Raw genomic sequence first — 15,611 nt, forward strand, 5'->3', positions numbered from 1 at the left:
TATAAATTTTATGACCATGAATCAGAATCTCAAGCAGATATCCTAAAGGGAAGAATTATAAATTTTATGACCATGAATCAGAATCTCAAGCAGATATCCCCCAAGAACCTTTGAAAAGAGTGATATGATGGAAGTCACATTTCTGGGTACATCATCAGCTGTGCCCTCAAAGAACAGGAACCACACATCAATAGCACTTAGAATCCCTGGTGAGGTATTCCTGTTTGACTGTGGTGAGGGAACTCAGAGACAGATGGCCCTTGCAGGCATCAGCCCCATGAAGGTTACAAGGATGTTCATAACACATCTACACGGGGACCACATCCTTGGGATACCCGGAATGATACAGTCAATGGGCTTCAGGGGTCGCCAGGAGCCCCTTGAGATATATGGGCCCCCAGGGATCCATGAACTTCACAGCTCCATCATGAAACTGGGTTACTTCACGCTCAACTTTGATATTCATGTGCATGAGGTGAGGGGCGGCACCGTCATTGAGAAGGAGGACTACCGTATTACCTCAGCAGCTGCCTCCCATTCGGTATTCAACCTCGCCTACTGTTTTGAGGAGAAGAAGAGGCCAAGATTCCTGAGGGAGAAGGCCATTGAACTCGGACTCAAACCAGGACCTGCCTTTGGAAAGCTGCACAGGGGCATACCAGTGAGGGTTGGTGATAGGCTCATAAAACCAGAGGAGGTCCTTGGAAGCCCGCGGCGTGGTGTGAAGATATGTTACTCAGGGGACACCCGTCCCTGTGAGTCTGTTATAGATCTTGCACGTGACGCGGACATCTTGATACATGAGTCAACCTTCGAGGCTGGAAGTGAGGATAAAGCGGCTGAAAGTGGGCATTCCACTGCAAGGGAAGCTGCTGAGGTTGCTGCATCCGCCTGCGTCAGGAGACTGATACTCACACATCTTAGCACCAGGTACAAGCGGACCGAGGTTATTCTAAACGCTGCACGGGAGGTTTTCCCTGAAACAGATGTGGCTGAGGACCTCATGACCGTGGAGGTGAAGGCTGATGATTCCGTTTCCAGCGCCTGAAACCATCCTAATCATAATAGTCACAGTGATGGCCGCCGTTCTCCTTGTTAAGTGGGCATCCTATTTCCTCAAGAGGTCCACCAGAAAATGGGACCTGGACCTTACACTCATACAGGTCCTCAGTGACATAATAAAATACAGCATATACATCATAGCCCTTAGCATAGTTCTGAGGGAACTTGGAATAGACGTAACTGCCATAACCGTGAGTCTGGGTATAGCAGGTGTCTCGGTGGGTTTTGCATCGAGGGACATCATATCCAACTTCATCTCAGGGATGTTCATACTGGCTGATAAGAGTTTCAGGGTGGGTGACACCATCGAGGTTGCAGGACAGAAGGGTAAGGTTAAAAGGGTGGGTTTCAGGACAACAACAATAAAAACCCCTGACGCCAAAATAGTAACTGTGCCCAACTCAACATTCTCCAAAACAGCCTACGTCAACTACAGTGCAGGAAAAAGGAGGCGGGTTGAACTCAGGGTCAACCTTAACTACGACGTTGATATTGAAAAATTTGAATCTGAGGTTAAGGAAGTTCTCATGGGGGTGCCGGGTATACTGAAGGACCCTGAGCCCGGGCTCATTATCCTTGAATTCACAGATACCGGTGTAAAGGCAAAGGTGACGGCGTGGATCCCTGATCCGCGTAAGGTGACAGAATACCGTTCCGTAATTGCGCCTCACGTTAAAAAGATTCTTGAAAGTTATTCTAAACCGGGTCAAATGCAGGGTTTTGAATGAGAAGAAACAGCCTCTACGCAGCCATCATATGCCTTTTTTTCGTATCAGTTAGCTCAGGCATTATTATAAAGGCCTTTGAGGATTACCAGGCCCTTGAAAGGTCAAGGGTTCACCTTGAAAACTACAGGAATGCTCCCAGAGAACTTTTTGACCCTGTCACTTCGGATCAGAACACAGTTGCGGGCTCAAGCGGATCAGTAATTGGCAGGCTCATAATACCTGCGATAGGTGTGAGATGCTGGATAAGGGAGGACACCGTGAATGCCTATGAATCGGTCTACCACTACCCTGAAAGTATCATGCCGGGGTCTTCAGGTGATTGTGGGATCCTGGGGCATAGAACCACCTACTCAGGACCATTCAGAAGGATAGGTGCCCTCAGGAGGGGGGATACGGTTATAATAGAGGACCATCTCTCCTCAATGCGCTACGTATATGTGGTGACATCCAATGGCGATGATATAAGATGGGACTATAAGGTCAATCCTGTGCGCTTCGCCCAGGGAGGGGAGGCCAGGCTCATGCTCATAACGTGTTATCCTCCAGGCAAAAAGCAGGCTGCCTGGATAACACACTGCAGACTTGTGAGTAAAGAGAAGATCTGATGGGGGTTTTAGAATACTTGAAGAGATAGTTGGTGAAATCCTGGAAGGTGAAGGTGTTGAGGGGGTAATCGTAACTGACAGCTCAGGCAGCATCCTCTACACCAGGGGGGCCTTCGGCAGAAACCTTGGATCCATGGCCAGTGTAATGGCAGATGCCTCAGGCAAACTCCTCAGAAGGGCCGGGCAGGGAGAATATCAGTCTGCTGTTATGGAGTTTCCTGGCGGCAAGATGGTCCTGCTCAACGATGACCTCCATCTCCTTGTGCTCGCTGATAAAAGGTCAAACCTTGGCAAGGTGATCCTCCTTGCAAGACGGGTTATGAAGAGACTTTCAGAGCCTGAAATACTCCGTGAACTGGAATATCTCAAGTATGAATCATCAGCTGCCGGGATTAAATCAGCCATGAATTCTGAGGCTATTTTAGCTCCTGAATCTGATTCCGGCGTTACTGAGACTCCTGAAGGTAAGGGGATCAATGTTGCCGTTGCAGAACAGAAAGGTGAATATGAAGAGCAGGTACAGGAAACTGTACATGAGACCAGCGCCGATGTGGTGAATGAACAGGCAGAAATACTCAGAAAACCCGACATTGAAAAACCAGAGTCAGTGGAAGAAGAAAAACCCGTGATGGAAGACAAGGTTAAGGGGTCCCTGGAGTCACCGGCCATCCCTGAGGTGAGGCCACCACTATCCCTTCCGGAACTCAGATCCATTGATGTCCCATCTGACCCCGAAGTCCGGAAGGAAGCAGCACTCCTTATCTATGAGCATATCCTCCTTGCAATGTCAATCGGGGCCAGTAAAATTATGGGTGTGGCCCCTGCAGGGGGTATGCTCCGCAAATCCCTTCCACGGGAGGAATGCCCCATCACCCTTGAGGGGGTTGGTGTCCTCAGCAATGCATCAGTTGACTTCAAAAAATTGAGGGAAAACATCTCAGCTGCAGGATACAGCCTTGAGGAGATAAAAAGGGAAATGAAAATAATAATCACGTCAATAACAGAGAATTACGGGCGTGTTATGGGATATGGTGCATTCAGGGGCATGATACGGCCGGAGTTCACAGCCATCTACAGCGCCTACAGGGATGCCATGGATGAACTTGGAATAACAGAGACCATCCACCCGGAGTTAAGGCAGATATGGGATTAATGGACCCCAAAGTTCCAGAATAAAGGATGATTTCGCTCAGAGTGCCCGCTTTATGGAAATATTTATAAAACATTAACTCCTATAGATAGATTGCATTAATTCTTGATTCTATCAATATAATTTCAGTAGGGACGCTTATGTTAAATCAGCTGCAAAGGGATATTCTGAAGTTGAAGAAGGAGAAAAATGCTATCATACTTGCCCATAACTACCAGAAGAAGGAGATACAGGAAATTGCAGACTTTAAAGGGGACTCACTTGAACTCTGCGTGAAGGCAAGCGAGATACATGATAAGGACATCGTTGTTTTCTGCGGAGTGGACTTCATGGCTGAAACAGCCTATATCCTCAACCCTGATAAGAAAATCCTGATACCCGACAGGGGTGCCGAGTGTCCCATGGCACACATGCTAAGTGCAGAGGATGTCAGGAAGGCCAGGGAAAGGTACCCTGACGCTGCAGTTGTTTTATACGTTAACACCCTTGCAGAGGCAAAGGCTGAGGCGGATATCCTCTGCACATCTGCAAATGCCGTTAAGGTTGTTGAAAGTCTGGATGAGGACCTGATTCTCTTCGGACCAGACAGGAACCTTGCATGGTACGTTCAGCAGAACACCGACAAGAGGATAATCCCCATCCCAGAGAACGGCTACTGCTACGTCCATAAGATGTTCACTGTCGCCGATGTGATGGCAAAGAGGGAGGAGTACCCTGACGCTGAGCTCCTCATACACCCTGAATGTGACCCTGAAGTTCAGGAACTGGCGGATCATATCCTGAGCACGGGGGGAATGCTGCGGAGGGTCCTTGAATCAGACAGCGAAAGTTTCATAATCGGGACAGAGGTTGACATGACAACACGTATCAACCTTGAATCAGATAAGGAAACAATTCCCCTCCTAGCAGAGGCCATATGTGAAAACATGAAACTGCACACACTTGAGAAGGTTAAAAATTCACTGATAAATGAGGAATTTGTTGTTACAGTTCCCGATGAAATCGCCAGGAGGGCCAGGAGGGCTGTTGAAAGGATGATCATGGTATCAGCATAGGAATCATACCCTTACAAGATGATACCTGCGCGACCCAAGACCAATCTCCTCGGCATATACAAGCTGGTATGTTGAATCAACCTCACTCCAGACCCCCCGGAACTTATCCTGTCCCTTTTCAAAGTTATTCTCAAGCATAGAATTCCTGAAACCCGCCTGTTCGTTCACAAGATCATAACTTGCAGCATCTATTGCAACAGGATCCTTCGAGGCCAGTATACCTATATCCGGTACGACCGGATAATCACTCCATGCAACACAGTCACAGTCAGGTGTTATGTTCATAAGGAAATTGAAGTATACAACCTTGTCCTCCTTGCCTTTAATAGCACCCAGTGAGTATTCCATCATTCTCTCAATGAATAGCAGCACATCCTCCTCCCAGTTGAGATCATAAACACCATTTGGGCAGCTGTCCATGCAGTTCATACAGGCTATGCACTCCCCATAGTCTATCTTCACACCATCCCCTGCGAGTTCGATGGCCCCGACAGGACACACCCCCACACAGACACCGCAGAGGTCACAATCATGCCTTATTACAGGTTTTGCGCATTCATGCTGCTCCAGTTTTCCCTGTATTGTTGAACACCCCATTGCAAGGTTTTTAAGAGCCCCTCCAAAACCACTTATCCCATGACCCTTAAAATGGGACACCACAACCATACCGGAAGATTCATGGATATCGCCAGCTATCTTCACAACATCGAAATGTTTCTGACTCACCTCCACGAGCCTCTCATTTCCACCATGGAGGCCATCAGCGATTATAAGAGGAGCACCCACAACAGCATAGTCAAAACCATTCAGTACTGCGGTGACAAGGTGATCCACTGAATCATGCCTGGAACCATAATAAAGGGTATTTGTGTCGGTCAAGAATACCTTGCCGGCCCTATCTTTAACCTTATCAACAATATACCTCAGGAGCACGGGGCTCACAAAAGAATCATTTCCCCTTTCTCCAAAATGGACCTTCACTGCAACCACATCATCATCTGAGAAATCATTCTCACATACCCTATCGAAGAGTTTCCTTATTTTACTTCCCTTATTCTCATCAGCGGACCTCGCCCTCAGGTCAGCAAAGTAAACCTCAGATGCCATTAACAATCCCCTCCTCTAAAAGACTATTGTCCTCAGACCGGAAATATATGTCCCGTGGGTGCCTCTCCCCGAGGAACATGTGGGGACGCAAATATACACAAAACATTAAATGGATGTATTATCATATTATTTATACACCAGAAGGTGGGGAATTTGAAAAAATCTAAACCCAAATTTTACAAAGGTCTTTTTTTGGTTGCTATCTGTTTTTTCTGTGCAGGTAATGCATCGGCAACCCAGTGGGAGGTTGGTCCCGGTCAGATCTACACCACCATCCAGTCAGCAATTGATAACCCCAGCACCCTCAGTGGTGACGTGATCAATGTGCACAATGGAACCTATAATGAGGATGTTATCGTGAACAAGAGGCTCACCATCCAGGCCAGCGACGGTGATGAAGTTGAGCTAAAGCCGGCCGGCACAGGATTCACCCTGCTGAATGACAGCAACGGTGATGGTGGCGGCAGCACCATAAGTGGTTTCATAATAAACAGCCCTTCCAATGGTACCGGATTCAATGTAAGTTCCCATGGCTGTACCATTAAAAACAACAGGATCAACGGGGGTAAAACAGGTATTTTTGTTTCGGGATGCAACACCACAATCATGGATAACATTATTTCCGGTCAGAGCGAAAATGGTATACTGGGTAACCTCTCAGGTGGTTTCTTCAACGTTTCCAGGAATCACATGTTGAACATTAATGGTGAAGGAATAATCTGCGGGGTTACTGTTTCCACAAACGGGACACTAAACAGTTTTAACCTCAGCGAAAACACATTGTCCAATATAAGCACTTCGACTGGGGCGGTATTCGGATTTCAGCTGGGAAAGAGCAAGGGTGCCGGTGGAAATCCCGAACTGGCCAGTGTGGTCAATTTAATGGTTACCGGGAACATCATTGATGGTGTAAGTGCTTTCAGTGCCATTATGGGAATGGAAATAATCAGTGAAAGTACCCGTGCCATAATATCAGGTAACAGGATCTCCCATCTGAATGGTTCGGCCAGCAGTTCAGTCTATGCACTTGAAACAGCCATAGTTGGAAATGGGACCGTTGAGATCTCTAAAAATGTAATATCACATATAACGGCAGGGCAACAGGCAGTTGGGATGGTGATCGTTGCCATGGGAGACCTCAACATGGAGGGTAACCTGGTTTCCAGTATCAGCGAGGCCAATGCATCGGTGGCCATGTTAGGTCTGGGTCTTTTGAATAATGCAAGCCTGAGAGATAATATTGCCTCAGATATAACATCCCCCTCTATAGCTGCGGGTATTGTGGGCGTTGCCATTTCACATCTTGAAATGATCAAAAACATGGTGAGTGGGATAAACGGGGCCAGTGATGTTTCCATGGTGGCTGCTGGCTTTAACACCACCCGGTTTAACCGGCAACAACCTGGAAGGTGATGGTGAAGGTATAGGTATTGTTATATGCTCACCCAGCGGCACCATCAACTACAATCGTATCGCCAGCTACAGGTATTACATCCAGAACTTCCTATTTTCCAACTTCGGACCCAGCATCGATGAAATGCTTAAACCCATTGATGACGCCATTAAAAAGCATCCAGAACTGGAACCCATCCTAAAACCCATACGTGATGATCTGGACAGGCTCTTCCATAAGCTTGAAAACAGTAACACCAGCGCCTGCTACAACTGGTATGGCACCAATAGCCCTGAAGCCGCCAGATTCTTCCCTGGTAATGGAACCCTCAACTATTATCCATGGCTGATCATGAACATAATCGCCACCCCATCAATCATAACTCCAGGTGAAACTTCAACCATCACCGCCACTGTCTACCATGATGCTGCAGGTGGTGATCACAGTGCAGATGCCACCCTCTTCTTCAGAGGCCCGAGAGTTACATTCACAACCAGCCTTGGAAACCTTGGTAGCAAATCAATAACAGTCCCATGGGTCAATGGTCTGGCCATTGCAGTTTTAAGGGCTGATGAAGGCCCTGGCACTGCTGTGGTATCTGCCTCAGATTATCAGACCGTCCAGACAACTGTAAATATCAGGAAAGCTCCAGGTCCCTCCAGGAGGACATATGGTGCCAGTTTGGTGGGAATGGAAACAACAGGGGCTCCGCTGGCAGGAATAATAGTTTCCATTCTTCTGCTCCTTGGAGGGTTAACGTCCGCCAGAAAATAGCAGATAACCCCCAATTATTCTTTTTTTCAAGAATGAGTTAACAGCAAATCACAACTCTGGAAGAACCTCGTTTTGTAGATCTTTATGGTAACATCCACTTTTAACAGCAAATCCCCATCTGAAAAGGCTGACCCTCTGATCCGGGTAGGTTTCAGGCAAAAAGCTGATATCCATATTCACTGATGGGAGGACAAATCCCGTTTTATTCTGGTAATGGATGATCCCTAATGCATTAAACCCCCAATAAAGCCCCAATCTTCTAAATTTAAAACCAGCTGATGGAGCGCATATGACAACTGATAAATAAAGAGAAAAGCATAAATATTAAAGGTGATTTTATGGACAGAAAAGAAATAGTGGAGCTCCTTAACATTAATTTCAGGCATGAACTCGAAGCCACCATGATGTACACCTACAATTCCTTTATCATAGAGGACTGTGATATAAGTCGGCTGACCGAGGCCATTGCAGCAGATGAGATGAGGCACATGTGGTGGCTGGCTGACCTCATAACAAAGAGGGGTGGGAAGCCATCCATGGAGCTTGGGGAAGTTGAGTATGCCGGTGAAGATATAAGGGATGGCCTTGAGAAGCAGATCCAGAAGGAAACAGAGGGTATTGAAGAATATGAGAGGCAGATTGAGATAATTGATGATGATGAGGTTACCGGGGTTTTAAGACATATAATTGATGAGGAAAAGAGACACCGTAAGGAGTTCAGGGAGCGGCTGGAGCGCCTCCTGTAAACCCATTGCATAAAATATGGCATGCTTACGGCCGGCAGTTAATTCTTGCAGGCAGATCTTAAAACCTTATCCGAAGCATTAACCAGCGCTACCCACTATACAAAAGAGCGTTTAACATGATTCTACCTTTTTATCCAGGCCAGAATTTTATTTCGTATTTCCTGGAAGGTTTCCTCTGATATATTCTTTGGGGGCCTTGGCCTCATGTAACCGAAGAAAGGGTCATCGAAGACCTCTCCATTCACTATTACCTCATTTCTGTAGCGGGGTATGAAATGCCAGTGGAGGTGTGGTGGAGGGGTATTTTCACGGTAGAAAGAGTTAAGAAGAACGCCCCAGTTGAACATAGTGGCCCCGAATGCATTTCTCACTGCATTTTCAAGTTCAGATATTATAAGTAACATTTCATTCCATTCATCCCTTTTTAGATTTCCAAGAAACTCCTCCTTCCTTTTTAGGGCCACGACACACGTTCCAGGGTTGCTCTGGTTTGGTGCGAGAAACACAACCCACCTCTTTCTCTCATACAGGTGCGCACCGAACCTGTAGTCATCAAATTTCACCCCCAGCTCCTCCAGCAGTTATAAAAGAGATAAGTTCCAGGGCTATGGACTCAGCCACATCCTCAACCGGTTCATCCTCCCATGGTTCGAGGATCCTGAATGAGACCTCAACTGTTACATTCCTGCCATCTGCACGAAATGAGTAGTCCCTAAATCTCTTTTCAAGTTCATGTAGAATCTCTGATAGTCCATGTCCCGGAATACTTAGCTCCAGAACCACCTTCCATTTATCGCCGTATTTTTCGGTTTTTTTAACTTCCACAGAAGGCTCCGAATGCATTCCCCCCTCTCCATCTGAACCAGCGGCTCAGGGTTATCTGGCTGACCTCAGTCCTCAAGGACACTTGAGAGGAATAACGTCATCTCAATCTCCTCCCTTGCAATGAAGTCGTCCATACGCACCTTTGCCTCCTCTGAGCCAAATGGGAAATATTCCGGTGCATAGAAAACCGTTATCAGAAGGTCTCCGTTATCCTCCTCTGTGTCCTCCTCAAGTCTCTCCATGAGTTTCTTTCTCACATCTTCGTCAATGTCTGATACCCTGTAGAATACATAGTTCATGCATTTATCCTCACTGAAGCCAAAATCCTCAACCTTCACCTGCAAATAAACACCTTCCTTTTATTCGCTCCCACCTTCAATGAATGAAGCTATGAGTCCACCATATTTACCTATCTCATCCACTCCCAGATGTCCGCATTCAGAATCAAACAGAATTATCTCAGAGTTAGGTATAAGTTCAGCCATAGGGATCGTGTCAAGCTCCGGTGGGAAGTACTGGTCCTGGTTCACCCCGAATATGAGGGTCCTGGCCCTTATCCTGCTGAGCTTACCCTCCAGGTCATGGTTCATGGCGGCCCTGTTCCTCCACAGAACATCGTGGGGGTCCATTAGTTTCCCCTCTGACCCCATGTCCATCATCGCCGACTCCAGCTCAGGGTTTTCAAGACCACTGTAGTACTCCCTTGAGAGTCCATAGAGGTACATGAGCATTGAAGAGAGTGATAGGGCCCTCTCAGGTTTTCTACCTGCGACAAAGTCAGGGTCTGACTCAATGAGGTGGTTCATGTAACTGAAGAGTGCATAGTTAACTCCCCTTGTTCTCCAGGATGTTACAAGGGGAATGAGAAACTCCATCTCATCGGGGTAGGTCACAGCCCACTGGAGAGCCTGAAATCCGCCCATTGACGTCCCAATGACTCCCCTGACATTTTTTATGCCAAATCTCTCCCTGAGAAACTGTCTCTGGAAGTTCACCATGTCAAGTATCGTGTAGGCAGGAAATTCATCCCCCAGTGATGTTGTGGATGGTGAAGCCGAACCCGGGGAACCCAGGGAGCTCATTGATATCACGAAGAACCCTTCAAGGGCGCCTCCCGGTACTGTGAGGGCTTCTATCCTTTTAACTGAAGAAAAGTCCCCACTCCAGCCATGTATATAGACGACAGCATTATCTATCTCATCTTCATCATTCCGGGAGGGTTCCCCGATTGTCCTGTATTCAACCCTGGCTTTCCTGAGTTTTTCTCCTGATTCAAATCTGAATTCACCAAGATTGAAGTATGATGGTTTGCCTTCCTCCATTTTACTGCTCCTTAATCAACCGATGAAACTATGTGATCTCTTCACCATCCCTGTAGAGTTTTATGCACATGACAGGGCAGTTGGATGCCGCCTTTTGGCTGCATGATGGGTCATCAAATTCCTTAACCTGAATGTCGGATACTTCAACACCCACCAGGGACGAAATACCGTCATCCGCGAATTCAAAAAGTTCCGGGCAGCTTTCAATACAGTTTCCGCATGATATGCACATGGTCCTATCGAGTTCAAGCCTGTACATGTTGTCACCCTGAGAATCAGAACTGTTTTATTGTATGGTGGAATTGATAAAAATAGTTAGTGATTGAATGGAGGGCTTCAGATTGATCAGAAAGGGTGACGCAAGGGAAATGCAGGATAAACTCATAATCATCTACAAGGGCCTTCAGCAGAGGAGGTCCTTTAAAAAATTCTTTGGCCATGACCTTAAAAGAAATGAGTTCCTTGACAGCCTGGCCAGTGAAAGTGGAATAGATGATCTCCTGAGGGAGGCCATAATTGAACTTGAGGAGGTCACATGTGAGGATCATGATTACAGGGAAGATGAGTACAGGGACCTCTTTGATTACCTTGTAAACCGTGAACCCGTTGAATCCATATGCAGGAGGTATGGTATCCGGGGCCCCGATGCGATAAAACTTGATGATGTTACAGAGGTCCTCTCAAGGTTTGACTGAAATCACATGCCGGAGTTTTTCCGAGAGCACAGGCATAACCTAAAAACCCGGCGCGGGGGACCTACCCAACATGTACCTACACTGGAGAGAACCCCAAGCATAACCTAAAAAAACTGCCTGAAAGAATCCCTGAATCCCCTCACCACATCCACCGCTGATCTGATGAGGGGACTCCTTATGTTCTCATAATCCCTCAGATTTTCGAGCCGCTTTATCCTGAAGTATATGGGGGGGTGGGGGTCCCAGGCCGTCCACCCGGATATCCTCTGGGATCCGGACTTCTCAAGTGCGAGTTTCTGGTAACCTATTTTTCTGAGGGCCCTCGCAAGTACCTCCGGTTTTCCTATAATCATTGCAGAGAGCAGGTCCGCCCTTGCCTCAAAGAACTTGGCCACAAAGAATATTATGCCCATTGCAATGATTATGTAGAGGATGGGAGAGACCAGCACAACAGGCAGTAATACCGTGAGTCTCATTACGAACTCGGCGGACACTATGCTGAAGAGTATGATGGGGTCCCGTCCAACAAGGTGTCCCATTTCATGCCCTATAACCGCAAGAATCTCATCGTCGGTTAGCTGGACCAGCAGCCCTGTTGTTACAAGCACCAGCCCTCTTCGGGGACTTGGACCCGTTGCAGCAGCGTTTGCTATCATGGTGTTTGAGAGAACAATCCTTGGTACAGGTATCCCGAATGCCCCTGCAGCGTCCTCAATTATGGAGTAAAGGTTAACTGTCCTTGACCTCTCATAGAGGGGATTGCACCTGAAGCCGTACCTCTCAAGGACCCCCCTTGCATCCTCACATGTGGGTGGCCTCTTCTCTGCAAGGGAAAGCCTGTAAATTTCACTTTTGATTTTAAGGATCGCTTCATCACCCATTTTATCTATGAAGAATTTGAATTCATCTTCAGGAAGCTGAAACTGGATTATATGGACGCTGGGGTTTTCGGGGGTTATAACCCATTCACCCATCCTGGCGTATATGCGGTCTGAGAGGAGTATTATACCAAGCTGCATGAGGAGGATCGCTATAACTGCATAGAATCCAAGGATAATGAATAGGATTATGTTGACACCGAAGAAGAGCACGTAGACAAGGAGCATGCTGCTTCCGAATATGCCCTTTGATGCCATTCCCCTCCCCGTCGGGGGCCTTTCAGGGATTATATCCTCTCCCTCCACCCAGGCGAAGTAAACGGTGTGCTGCCTCATAAGATCCTCAAATGCCTGGATGGATGTGAATATATCCTCATATATTGTCTCTGCCCATTTCCTGAGTTCCGCCGGGTGTTCAAGGATCAGTTTAAGGTTTTCACCGGCGATTATCTCACCGTATATTGTCCCTTTATCCCTCCAGGCCCTGAAAACAAGCCTCAGACCATCTCTTCTTATTTCAGTGAAGTCACCGGGTATGATATAATAGCGCCGGATGAATTCAAGGAGCTCACCATAATATGCAGGTGCAAGCTCGGTTCCTATAACAAATTCCTTTATCATGGACAACCAACTTTCACTTTGCTTGTGGCACTGCCTCGCAGAGTATATATAACTTCAGCATTGATATTAAATCTTACATTCAGATGAACAGACAGTTATGCCCCCCTGAAAGGTTAGAACTGTGAAAAACTGGCCGCTGATAAACATGAAGTGCAGGGTATCTGAAAATCCATCCAGAAGTGAGGCTTACCAGCTGATAGATGAGGGTATAAAGAAAAGGGCGCTCATAGTGATACTTGCCTGCTGCAGTGCATCCTATGAGGGCCGTGCCAGAAGCAGTCTTGGTGCCGGTGAGAGGCTCATCGTCATAAAACCAGATGGAACATTCATGGTCCACCAGGACAGAAAGGTGGACCCTGTTAACTGGCAGCCCCCCAGATCAAGGTGCAGGGTCTACATGAAGCATGGAAGCCTCTTTCTTGAAAGTATCAGGAGGTCCCCTGAGGAGCGCCTTGAGGTTGAGCTCCATGAGACACACCTCATCTCCTTTTACCTTCCAAGGGATATGCACGAGCTCACTGTATCGGGCCATGAAAGCGACATGGGGGACATGATAATAATGCACCCCCACCTCATCGAGCCTGGCTTCAGACCCGTTGCAAGGGAATATGCCACCAGCTCCGGTTTCATTGATATTCTTGGTAAGGATGAGAATGGTTCACTCATGATAATTGAACTTAAAAGCAGAAAGGCTGGTGTGAGCGCTGTTAAGCAGCTCAGGAGATATGTGAATGAATTCAGGGATGACCAGGTGGGTGTGAGGGGTATCCTGGTGGCCCCCTCAATAACCCATGATGCCCTGGAGATGCTGGAGGATGAGGGGCTGGAGTTCAGGGAGATAGAGCCTCCCAGGGAACTTAAATCAAACAGGGGGGTTACACTGGATAACTTCCTCTGAAAATCTCTGCATCCATTAAATCCTGACTCATGGGCTGCTTAAAGCTCCAGTTCATTGTTAAGTGTTTAAATATTCATTGCTTAAAATACTGATCTGATCCAATAACAGGGAGGGCTGCTTTTAAAATGAAAAGGGATTTGTCTCCTTCTCAGGCTCCACAATATTAAATACTTTGAATCCCATATTAATACCATGACTCCTGCGGGGTTGAAATGATCGAAGTGGAAGGAATGATGAGCGAAGAGAGTCCAATACTTATAACATTCGATGGTAAATTCCTTGAACTCTTTTTCAGGTCTGGAATGAAATTCAAGCACGAAAAATATCCCATAAAATGGATCAAAAAACTTGAAATAAAGGATGAAGGGAAATCCCGGACTTTAAATTACACCATGAATTTTCTGGCTCCTGTTGGTTTTTTCCCCTTTGAAAGCGGTGGTGAAAATCTCCAGGAACTTGTGGATGCAGTTAACAGGGCGACCGGCGCATTTTAAAAACTGGACAGTTAATACGTAAACAGCGGGTCACCGGCTGAAAACCGGCTTATGAAAGTTACCTTAAAGAAGCGGGAAGACGGAAGGTTTAAGGATTCCATAATTCTCTTAAAACAGTTATATCCCTCAAAGGCCTTCTATAACCTCTGCCAGCTGCCTCAAGGTCCTTACCTCCATCACCGCTGCACCGGCATCCCTGTAAATTGAAACACAGCTGTCAACAACGTCCCACTTCTTCTGAGGTTCAGGATTCAGTATGAGGACCTTCCTTGCTTTTTCAGACATTTCAGCCACCAGTTCAGCGCTTTCAGGGACACCATCCCTCCTTGGTCCTGCCCAGTCCCTGCAGTCTGAGAGGATAACTATACAGGACTTTCCCGTGAAATTAACATTTTCAAGGAAGTCACTGAAGGCTGTGTACATGTTTGATGTCCCATGGAGCATGAGGTTTCGTATCCTGGACTCCCTGAGGTTCCTGAAGGCATCATAGAGGTCATCCTCATCAAGGAGGTGGGTCGTTTCAATGACCCTGCTGTCAAAGTCAAAGAAACGGGACCTGTAGAACGTCCTCTGGGCTGCGTAGACTATGCAAAAGAACCAGTTACTTATCCAGTCACATGAGCCGCTAACATCACTTAGGAATATGTGCTGACTCTTTCTCTCCCTGGGCTCTGACCTCATGAGCTCAATTATTGTGCCCCCATGTTTCATGTTCTTTCTTATGCTTCGCCTTATATCGGGGCGCATCTTCTTTGAATGGCGGAGTCTCCTGGATCTTCTATTGGCAATTTTCATTCCCAGTCTCCGGCAGAGCTCAAATATCTCAGGGTCAAATGAGTTAAGGGTGGACATATCCCTGTCAAGGACCTGGCTTTCATCGGTTCCAGAGTCAAACATTTCCAGGATTTCAGGTTGAATTTCAGCTAAATCCTCAATATTGATGCCCTCGGTGACTTCGCCGGAAATATGTTCCTCTGAAGACCTTATCGTCTCACCCTTCTCTGGCCCTGATGAATCATCGCCCTTTTCATTCAGAACCCCGAAAACTTCATTATAGGCTTCCATGAAAGCTTCAGAGTGTCTCATGTCCTTAACATAAACCGAAAATAGGGCCTCCATGAGCTCAGGTCTGTTTTTGAATATTCTATAGGCTGAAAATGCGTCTTTAGTGCTCCTTATACTGACGGGAATTCCTTTATCCCTTAAAATGTTTGAAAGAAGAATTATTTTCTCCATAAAACACGTGCTCCAGTTTCAC

General features: G+C 46.8%; 19 protein-coding genes. 11 read left to right on the plus strand and 8 right to left on the minus strand.

The features are described 5' to 3' along the window. Positions 1-127: 127 nt before the first annotated feature. The 5 genes from rnz to nadA all read left to right on the plus strand — a co-directional run bounded on the left by rnz (position 128) and on the right by nadA (position 4,600). On the plus strand, positions 128-1,048 hold the full coding sequence (rnz, locus tag ACPLJI_RS06010) for a ribonuclease Z (protein WP_424730720.1): 921 nt from the start codon (positions 128-130) through the stop codon (positions 1,046-1,048). After that, positions 1,026-1,790: a mechanosensitive ion channel family protein gene (locus ACPLJI_RS06015; RefSeq protein ID WP_424730719.1), complete on the plus strand. Its 765-nt coding sequence runs from the start codon at positions 1,026-1,028 to the stop codon at positions 1,788-1,790. Before rnz ends, ACPLJI_RS06015 begins: the two co-directional genes overlap by 23 nt. Beyond that, positions 1,787-2,395, plus strand: a complete 609-nt coding sequence (locus ACPLJI_RS06020; protein ID WP_424730718.1) for a class E sortase — start codon at positions 1,787-1,789, stop codon at positions 2,393-2,395. The genes ACPLJI_RS06015 and ACPLJI_RS06020 overlap by 4 nt, the downstream gene beginning before the upstream one ends. Before the next feature lie 133 nt (positions 2,396-2,528). Beyond that, entirely contained in the window at positions 2,529-3,548 is a 1,020-nt protein-coding gene (locus tag ACPLJI_RS06025; protein ID WP_424730717.1) for a roadblock/LC7 domain-containing protein, read from the plus strand. A gap of 137 nt (positions 3,549-3,685) precedes the next feature. Then, the gene (gene nadA / locus ACPLJI_RS06030) at positions 3,686-4,600 is read left to right on the plus strand and encodes a quinolinate synthase (protein WP_424730716.1); all 915 of its coding nucleotides are present in this window, start codon (positions 3,686-3,688) and stop codon (positions 4,598-4,600) included. A gap of 3 nt (positions 4,601-4,603) precedes the next feature. Here nadA and ACPLJI_RS06035 read toward each other — a convergent pair whose 3' ends face one another. Then, a complete protein-coding gene (locus ACPLJI_RS06035) occupies positions 4,604-5,707 on the minus strand; it encodes a DUF362 domain-containing protein (RefSeq protein WP_424730715.1) in 1,104 nt (367 codons plus the stop codon). 192 nt (positions 5,708-5,899) lie between these two features. Here ACPLJI_RS06035 and ACPLJI_RS06040 point away from each other — a divergent pair, with 192 nt between their 5' ends. The 3 genes from ACPLJI_RS06040 (at position 5,900) to ACPLJI_RS06050 (ending at position 8,620) form a co-directional block, all read left to right on the plus strand. After that, the gene (locus ACPLJI_RS06040) at positions 5,900-7,120 is read left to right on the plus strand and encodes a hypothetical protein (RefSeq protein WP_424730714.1); all 1,221 of its coding nucleotides are present in this window, start codon (positions 5,900-5,902) and stop codon (positions 7,118-7,120) included. Beyond that, a complete protein-coding gene (locus tag ACPLJI_RS06045; protein ID WP_424730713.1) occupies positions 7,056-7,874 on the plus strand; it encodes a hypothetical protein in 819 nt (272 codons plus the stop codon). The genes ACPLJI_RS06040 and ACPLJI_RS06045 overlap by 65 nt, the downstream gene beginning before the upstream one ends. A 338-nt stretch (positions 7,875-8,212) precedes the next feature. Next, a complete protein-coding gene (locus tag ACPLJI_RS06050) occupies positions 8,213-8,620 on the plus strand; it encodes a ferritin-like domain-containing protein (RefSeq protein WP_424730712.1) in 408 nt (135 codons plus the stop codon). Positions 8,621-8,742: 122 nt separating this feature from the next. On the opposite strand, the gene ACPLJI_RS06055 is transcribed toward ACPLJI_RS06050, so the two are convergent. The 5 genes from ACPLJI_RS06055 to ACPLJI_RS06075 are packed head-to-tail and all read right to left on the minus strand — an operon-like array spanning position 8,743 to position 11,026. Next, complete coding sequence (locus tag ACPLJI_RS06055; protein ID WP_424730711.1) at positions 8,743-9,183, minus strand: HIT family protein; 441 nt, start codon at positions 9,181-9,183, stop codon at positions 8,743-8,745. Further along, positions 9,173-9,463, minus strand: a complete 291-nt coding sequence (locus ACPLJI_RS06060) for a hypothetical protein (protein ID WP_424730710.1) — start codon at positions 9,461-9,463, stop codon at positions 9,173-9,175. Before ACPLJI_RS06060 ends, ACPLJI_RS06055 begins: the two co-directional genes overlap by 11 nt. A 47-nt stretch (positions 9,464-9,510) precedes the next feature. After that, positions 9,511-9,783, minus strand: coding sequence for a DUF5750 family protein (locus tag ACPLJI_RS06065; protein WP_424730722.1), 273 nt, complete (start codon positions 9,781-9,783; stop codon positions 9,511-9,513). 21 nt (positions 9,784-9,804) lie between these two features. Further along, positions 9,805-10,767, minus strand: coding sequence for an alpha/beta fold hydrolase (locus ACPLJI_RS06070; protein WP_424730709.1), 963 nt, complete (start codon positions 10,765-10,767; stop codon positions 9,805-9,807). A 28-nt stretch (positions 10,768-10,795) separates the two neighbouring features. Beyond that, entirely contained in the window at positions 10,796-11,026 is a 231-nt protein-coding gene (locus ACPLJI_RS06075; protein WP_424730708.1) for a ferredoxin, read from the minus strand. A gap of 82 nt (positions 11,027-11,108) precedes the next feature. Between ACPLJI_RS06075 and ACPLJI_RS06080 the strand changes: the two genes are divergently transcribed. Next, positions 11,109-11,462: a hypothetical protein gene (locus ACPLJI_RS06080; RefSeq protein WP_424730707.1), complete on the plus strand. Its 354-nt coding sequence runs from the start codon at positions 11,109-11,111 to the stop codon at positions 11,460-11,462. A gap of 104 nt (positions 11,463-11,566) precedes the next feature. Here the strand turns inward: ACPLJI_RS06080 and ACPLJI_RS06085 are convergent, their stop codons facing one another. Continuing rightward, positions 11,567-12,961 (minus strand): M48 family metallopeptidase, encoded by a 1,395-nt coding sequence (locus ACPLJI_RS06085; protein ID WP_424730706.1) that lies wholly within the window; start codon positions 12,959-12,961, stop codon positions 11,567-11,569. Positions 12,962-13,106: 145 nt separating this feature from the next. Here ACPLJI_RS06085 and nucS point away from each other — a divergent pair, with 145 nt between their 5' ends. Together nucS and ACPLJI_RS06095 are read left to right on the plus strand one after the other, a co-directional pair. Beyond that, positions 13,107-13,859, plus strand: a complete 753-nt coding sequence (nucS, locus tag ACPLJI_RS06090; protein ID WP_424730705.1) for an endonuclease NucS — start codon at positions 13,107-13,109, stop codon at positions 13,857-13,859. A gap of 212 nt (positions 13,860-14,071) precedes the next feature. Beyond that, complete coding sequence (locus ACPLJI_RS06095; protein ID WP_424730704.1) at positions 14,072-14,353, plus strand: hypothetical protein; 282 nt, start codon at positions 14,072-14,074, stop codon at positions 14,351-14,353. 126 nt (positions 14,354-14,479) lie between these two features. Here the strand turns inward: ACPLJI_RS06095 and ACPLJI_RS06100 are convergent, their stop codons facing one another. Further along, positions 14,480-15,589 (minus strand): vWA domain-containing protein, encoded by a 1,110-nt coding sequence (locus tag ACPLJI_RS06100; RefSeq protein ID WP_424730703.1) that lies wholly within the window; start codon positions 15,587-15,589, stop codon positions 14,480-14,482. Positions 15,590-15,611 lie beyond the last annotated feature (22 nt).

This window comes from Methanothermobacter sp. (assembly GCF_049720995.1).
Classification (GTDB): domain Archaea; phylum Methanobacteriota; class Methanobacteria; order Methanobacteriales; family Methanothermobacteraceae; genus Methanothermobacter.

What these genes read in the sequence shown, in the direction of transcription:
- rnz (WP_424730720.1), top strand. Translation starts at nt 128, where the DNA reads ATGGAAGTCACATTTCTGGGTACATCATCAGCTGTGCCCTCAAAGAAC.
- ACPLJI_RS06015 (WP_424730719.1), top strand. Translation starts at nt 1,026, where the DNA reads ATGATTCCGTTTCCAGCGCCTGAAACCATCCTAATCATAATAGTCACA.
- ACPLJI_RS06020 (WP_424730718.1), top strand. Translation starts at nt 1,787, where the DNA reads ATGAGAAGAAACAGCCTCTACGCAGCCATCATATGCCTTTTTTTCGTA.
- ACPLJI_RS06025 (WP_424730717.1), top strand. Translation starts at nt 2,529, where the DNA reads ATGGCCAGTGTAATGGCAGATGCCTCAGGCAAACTCCTCAGAAGGGCC.
- nadA (WP_424730716.1), top strand. Translation starts at nt 3,686, where the DNA reads ATGTTAAATCAGCTGCAAAGGGATATTCTGAAGTTGAAGAAGGAGAAA.
- ACPLJI_RS06035 (WP_424730715.1), bottom strand. Translation starts at nt 5,707, where the DNA reads ATGGCATCTGAGGTTTACTTTGCTGACCTGAGGGCGAGGTCCGCTGAT.
- ACPLJI_RS06045 (WP_424730713.1), top strand. Translation starts at nt 7,056, where the DNA reads ATGTTTCCATGGTGGCTGCTGGCTTTAACACCACCCGGTTTAACCGGC.
- ACPLJI_RS06050 (WP_424730712.1), top strand. Translation starts at nt 8,213, where the DNA reads ATGGACAGAAAAGAAATAGTGGAGCTCCTTAACATTAATTTCAGGCAT.
- ACPLJI_RS06060 (WP_424730710.1), bottom strand. Translation starts at nt 9,463, where the DNA reads ATGCATTCGGAGCCTTCTGTGGAAGTTAAAAAAACCGAAAAATACGGC.
- ACPLJI_RS06070 (WP_424730709.1), bottom strand. Translation starts at nt 10,767, where the DNA reads ATGGAGGAAGGCAAACCATCATACTTCAATCTTGGTGAATTCAGATTT.
- ACPLJI_RS06075 (WP_424730708.1), bottom strand. Translation starts at nt 11,026, where the DNA reads ATGTACAGGCTTGAACTCGATAGGACCATGTGCATATCATGCGGAAAC.
- ACPLJI_RS06085 (WP_424730706.1), bottom strand. Translation starts at nt 12,961, where the DNA reads ATGATAAAGGAATTTGTTATAGGAACCGAGCTTGCACCTGCATATTAT.
- nucS (WP_424730705.1), top strand. Translation starts at nt 13,107, where the DNA reads ATGAAGTGCAGGGTATCTGAAAATCCATCCAGAAGTGAGGCTTACCAG.
- ACPLJI_RS06095 (WP_424730704.1), top strand. Translation starts at nt 14,072, where the DNA reads ATGATCGAAGTGGAAGGAATGATGAGCGAAGAGAGTCCAATACTTATA.
- ACPLJI_RS06100 (WP_424730703.1), bottom strand. Translation starts at nt 15,589, where the DNA reads ATGGAGAAAATAATTCTTCTTTCAAACATTTTAAGGGATAAAGGAATT.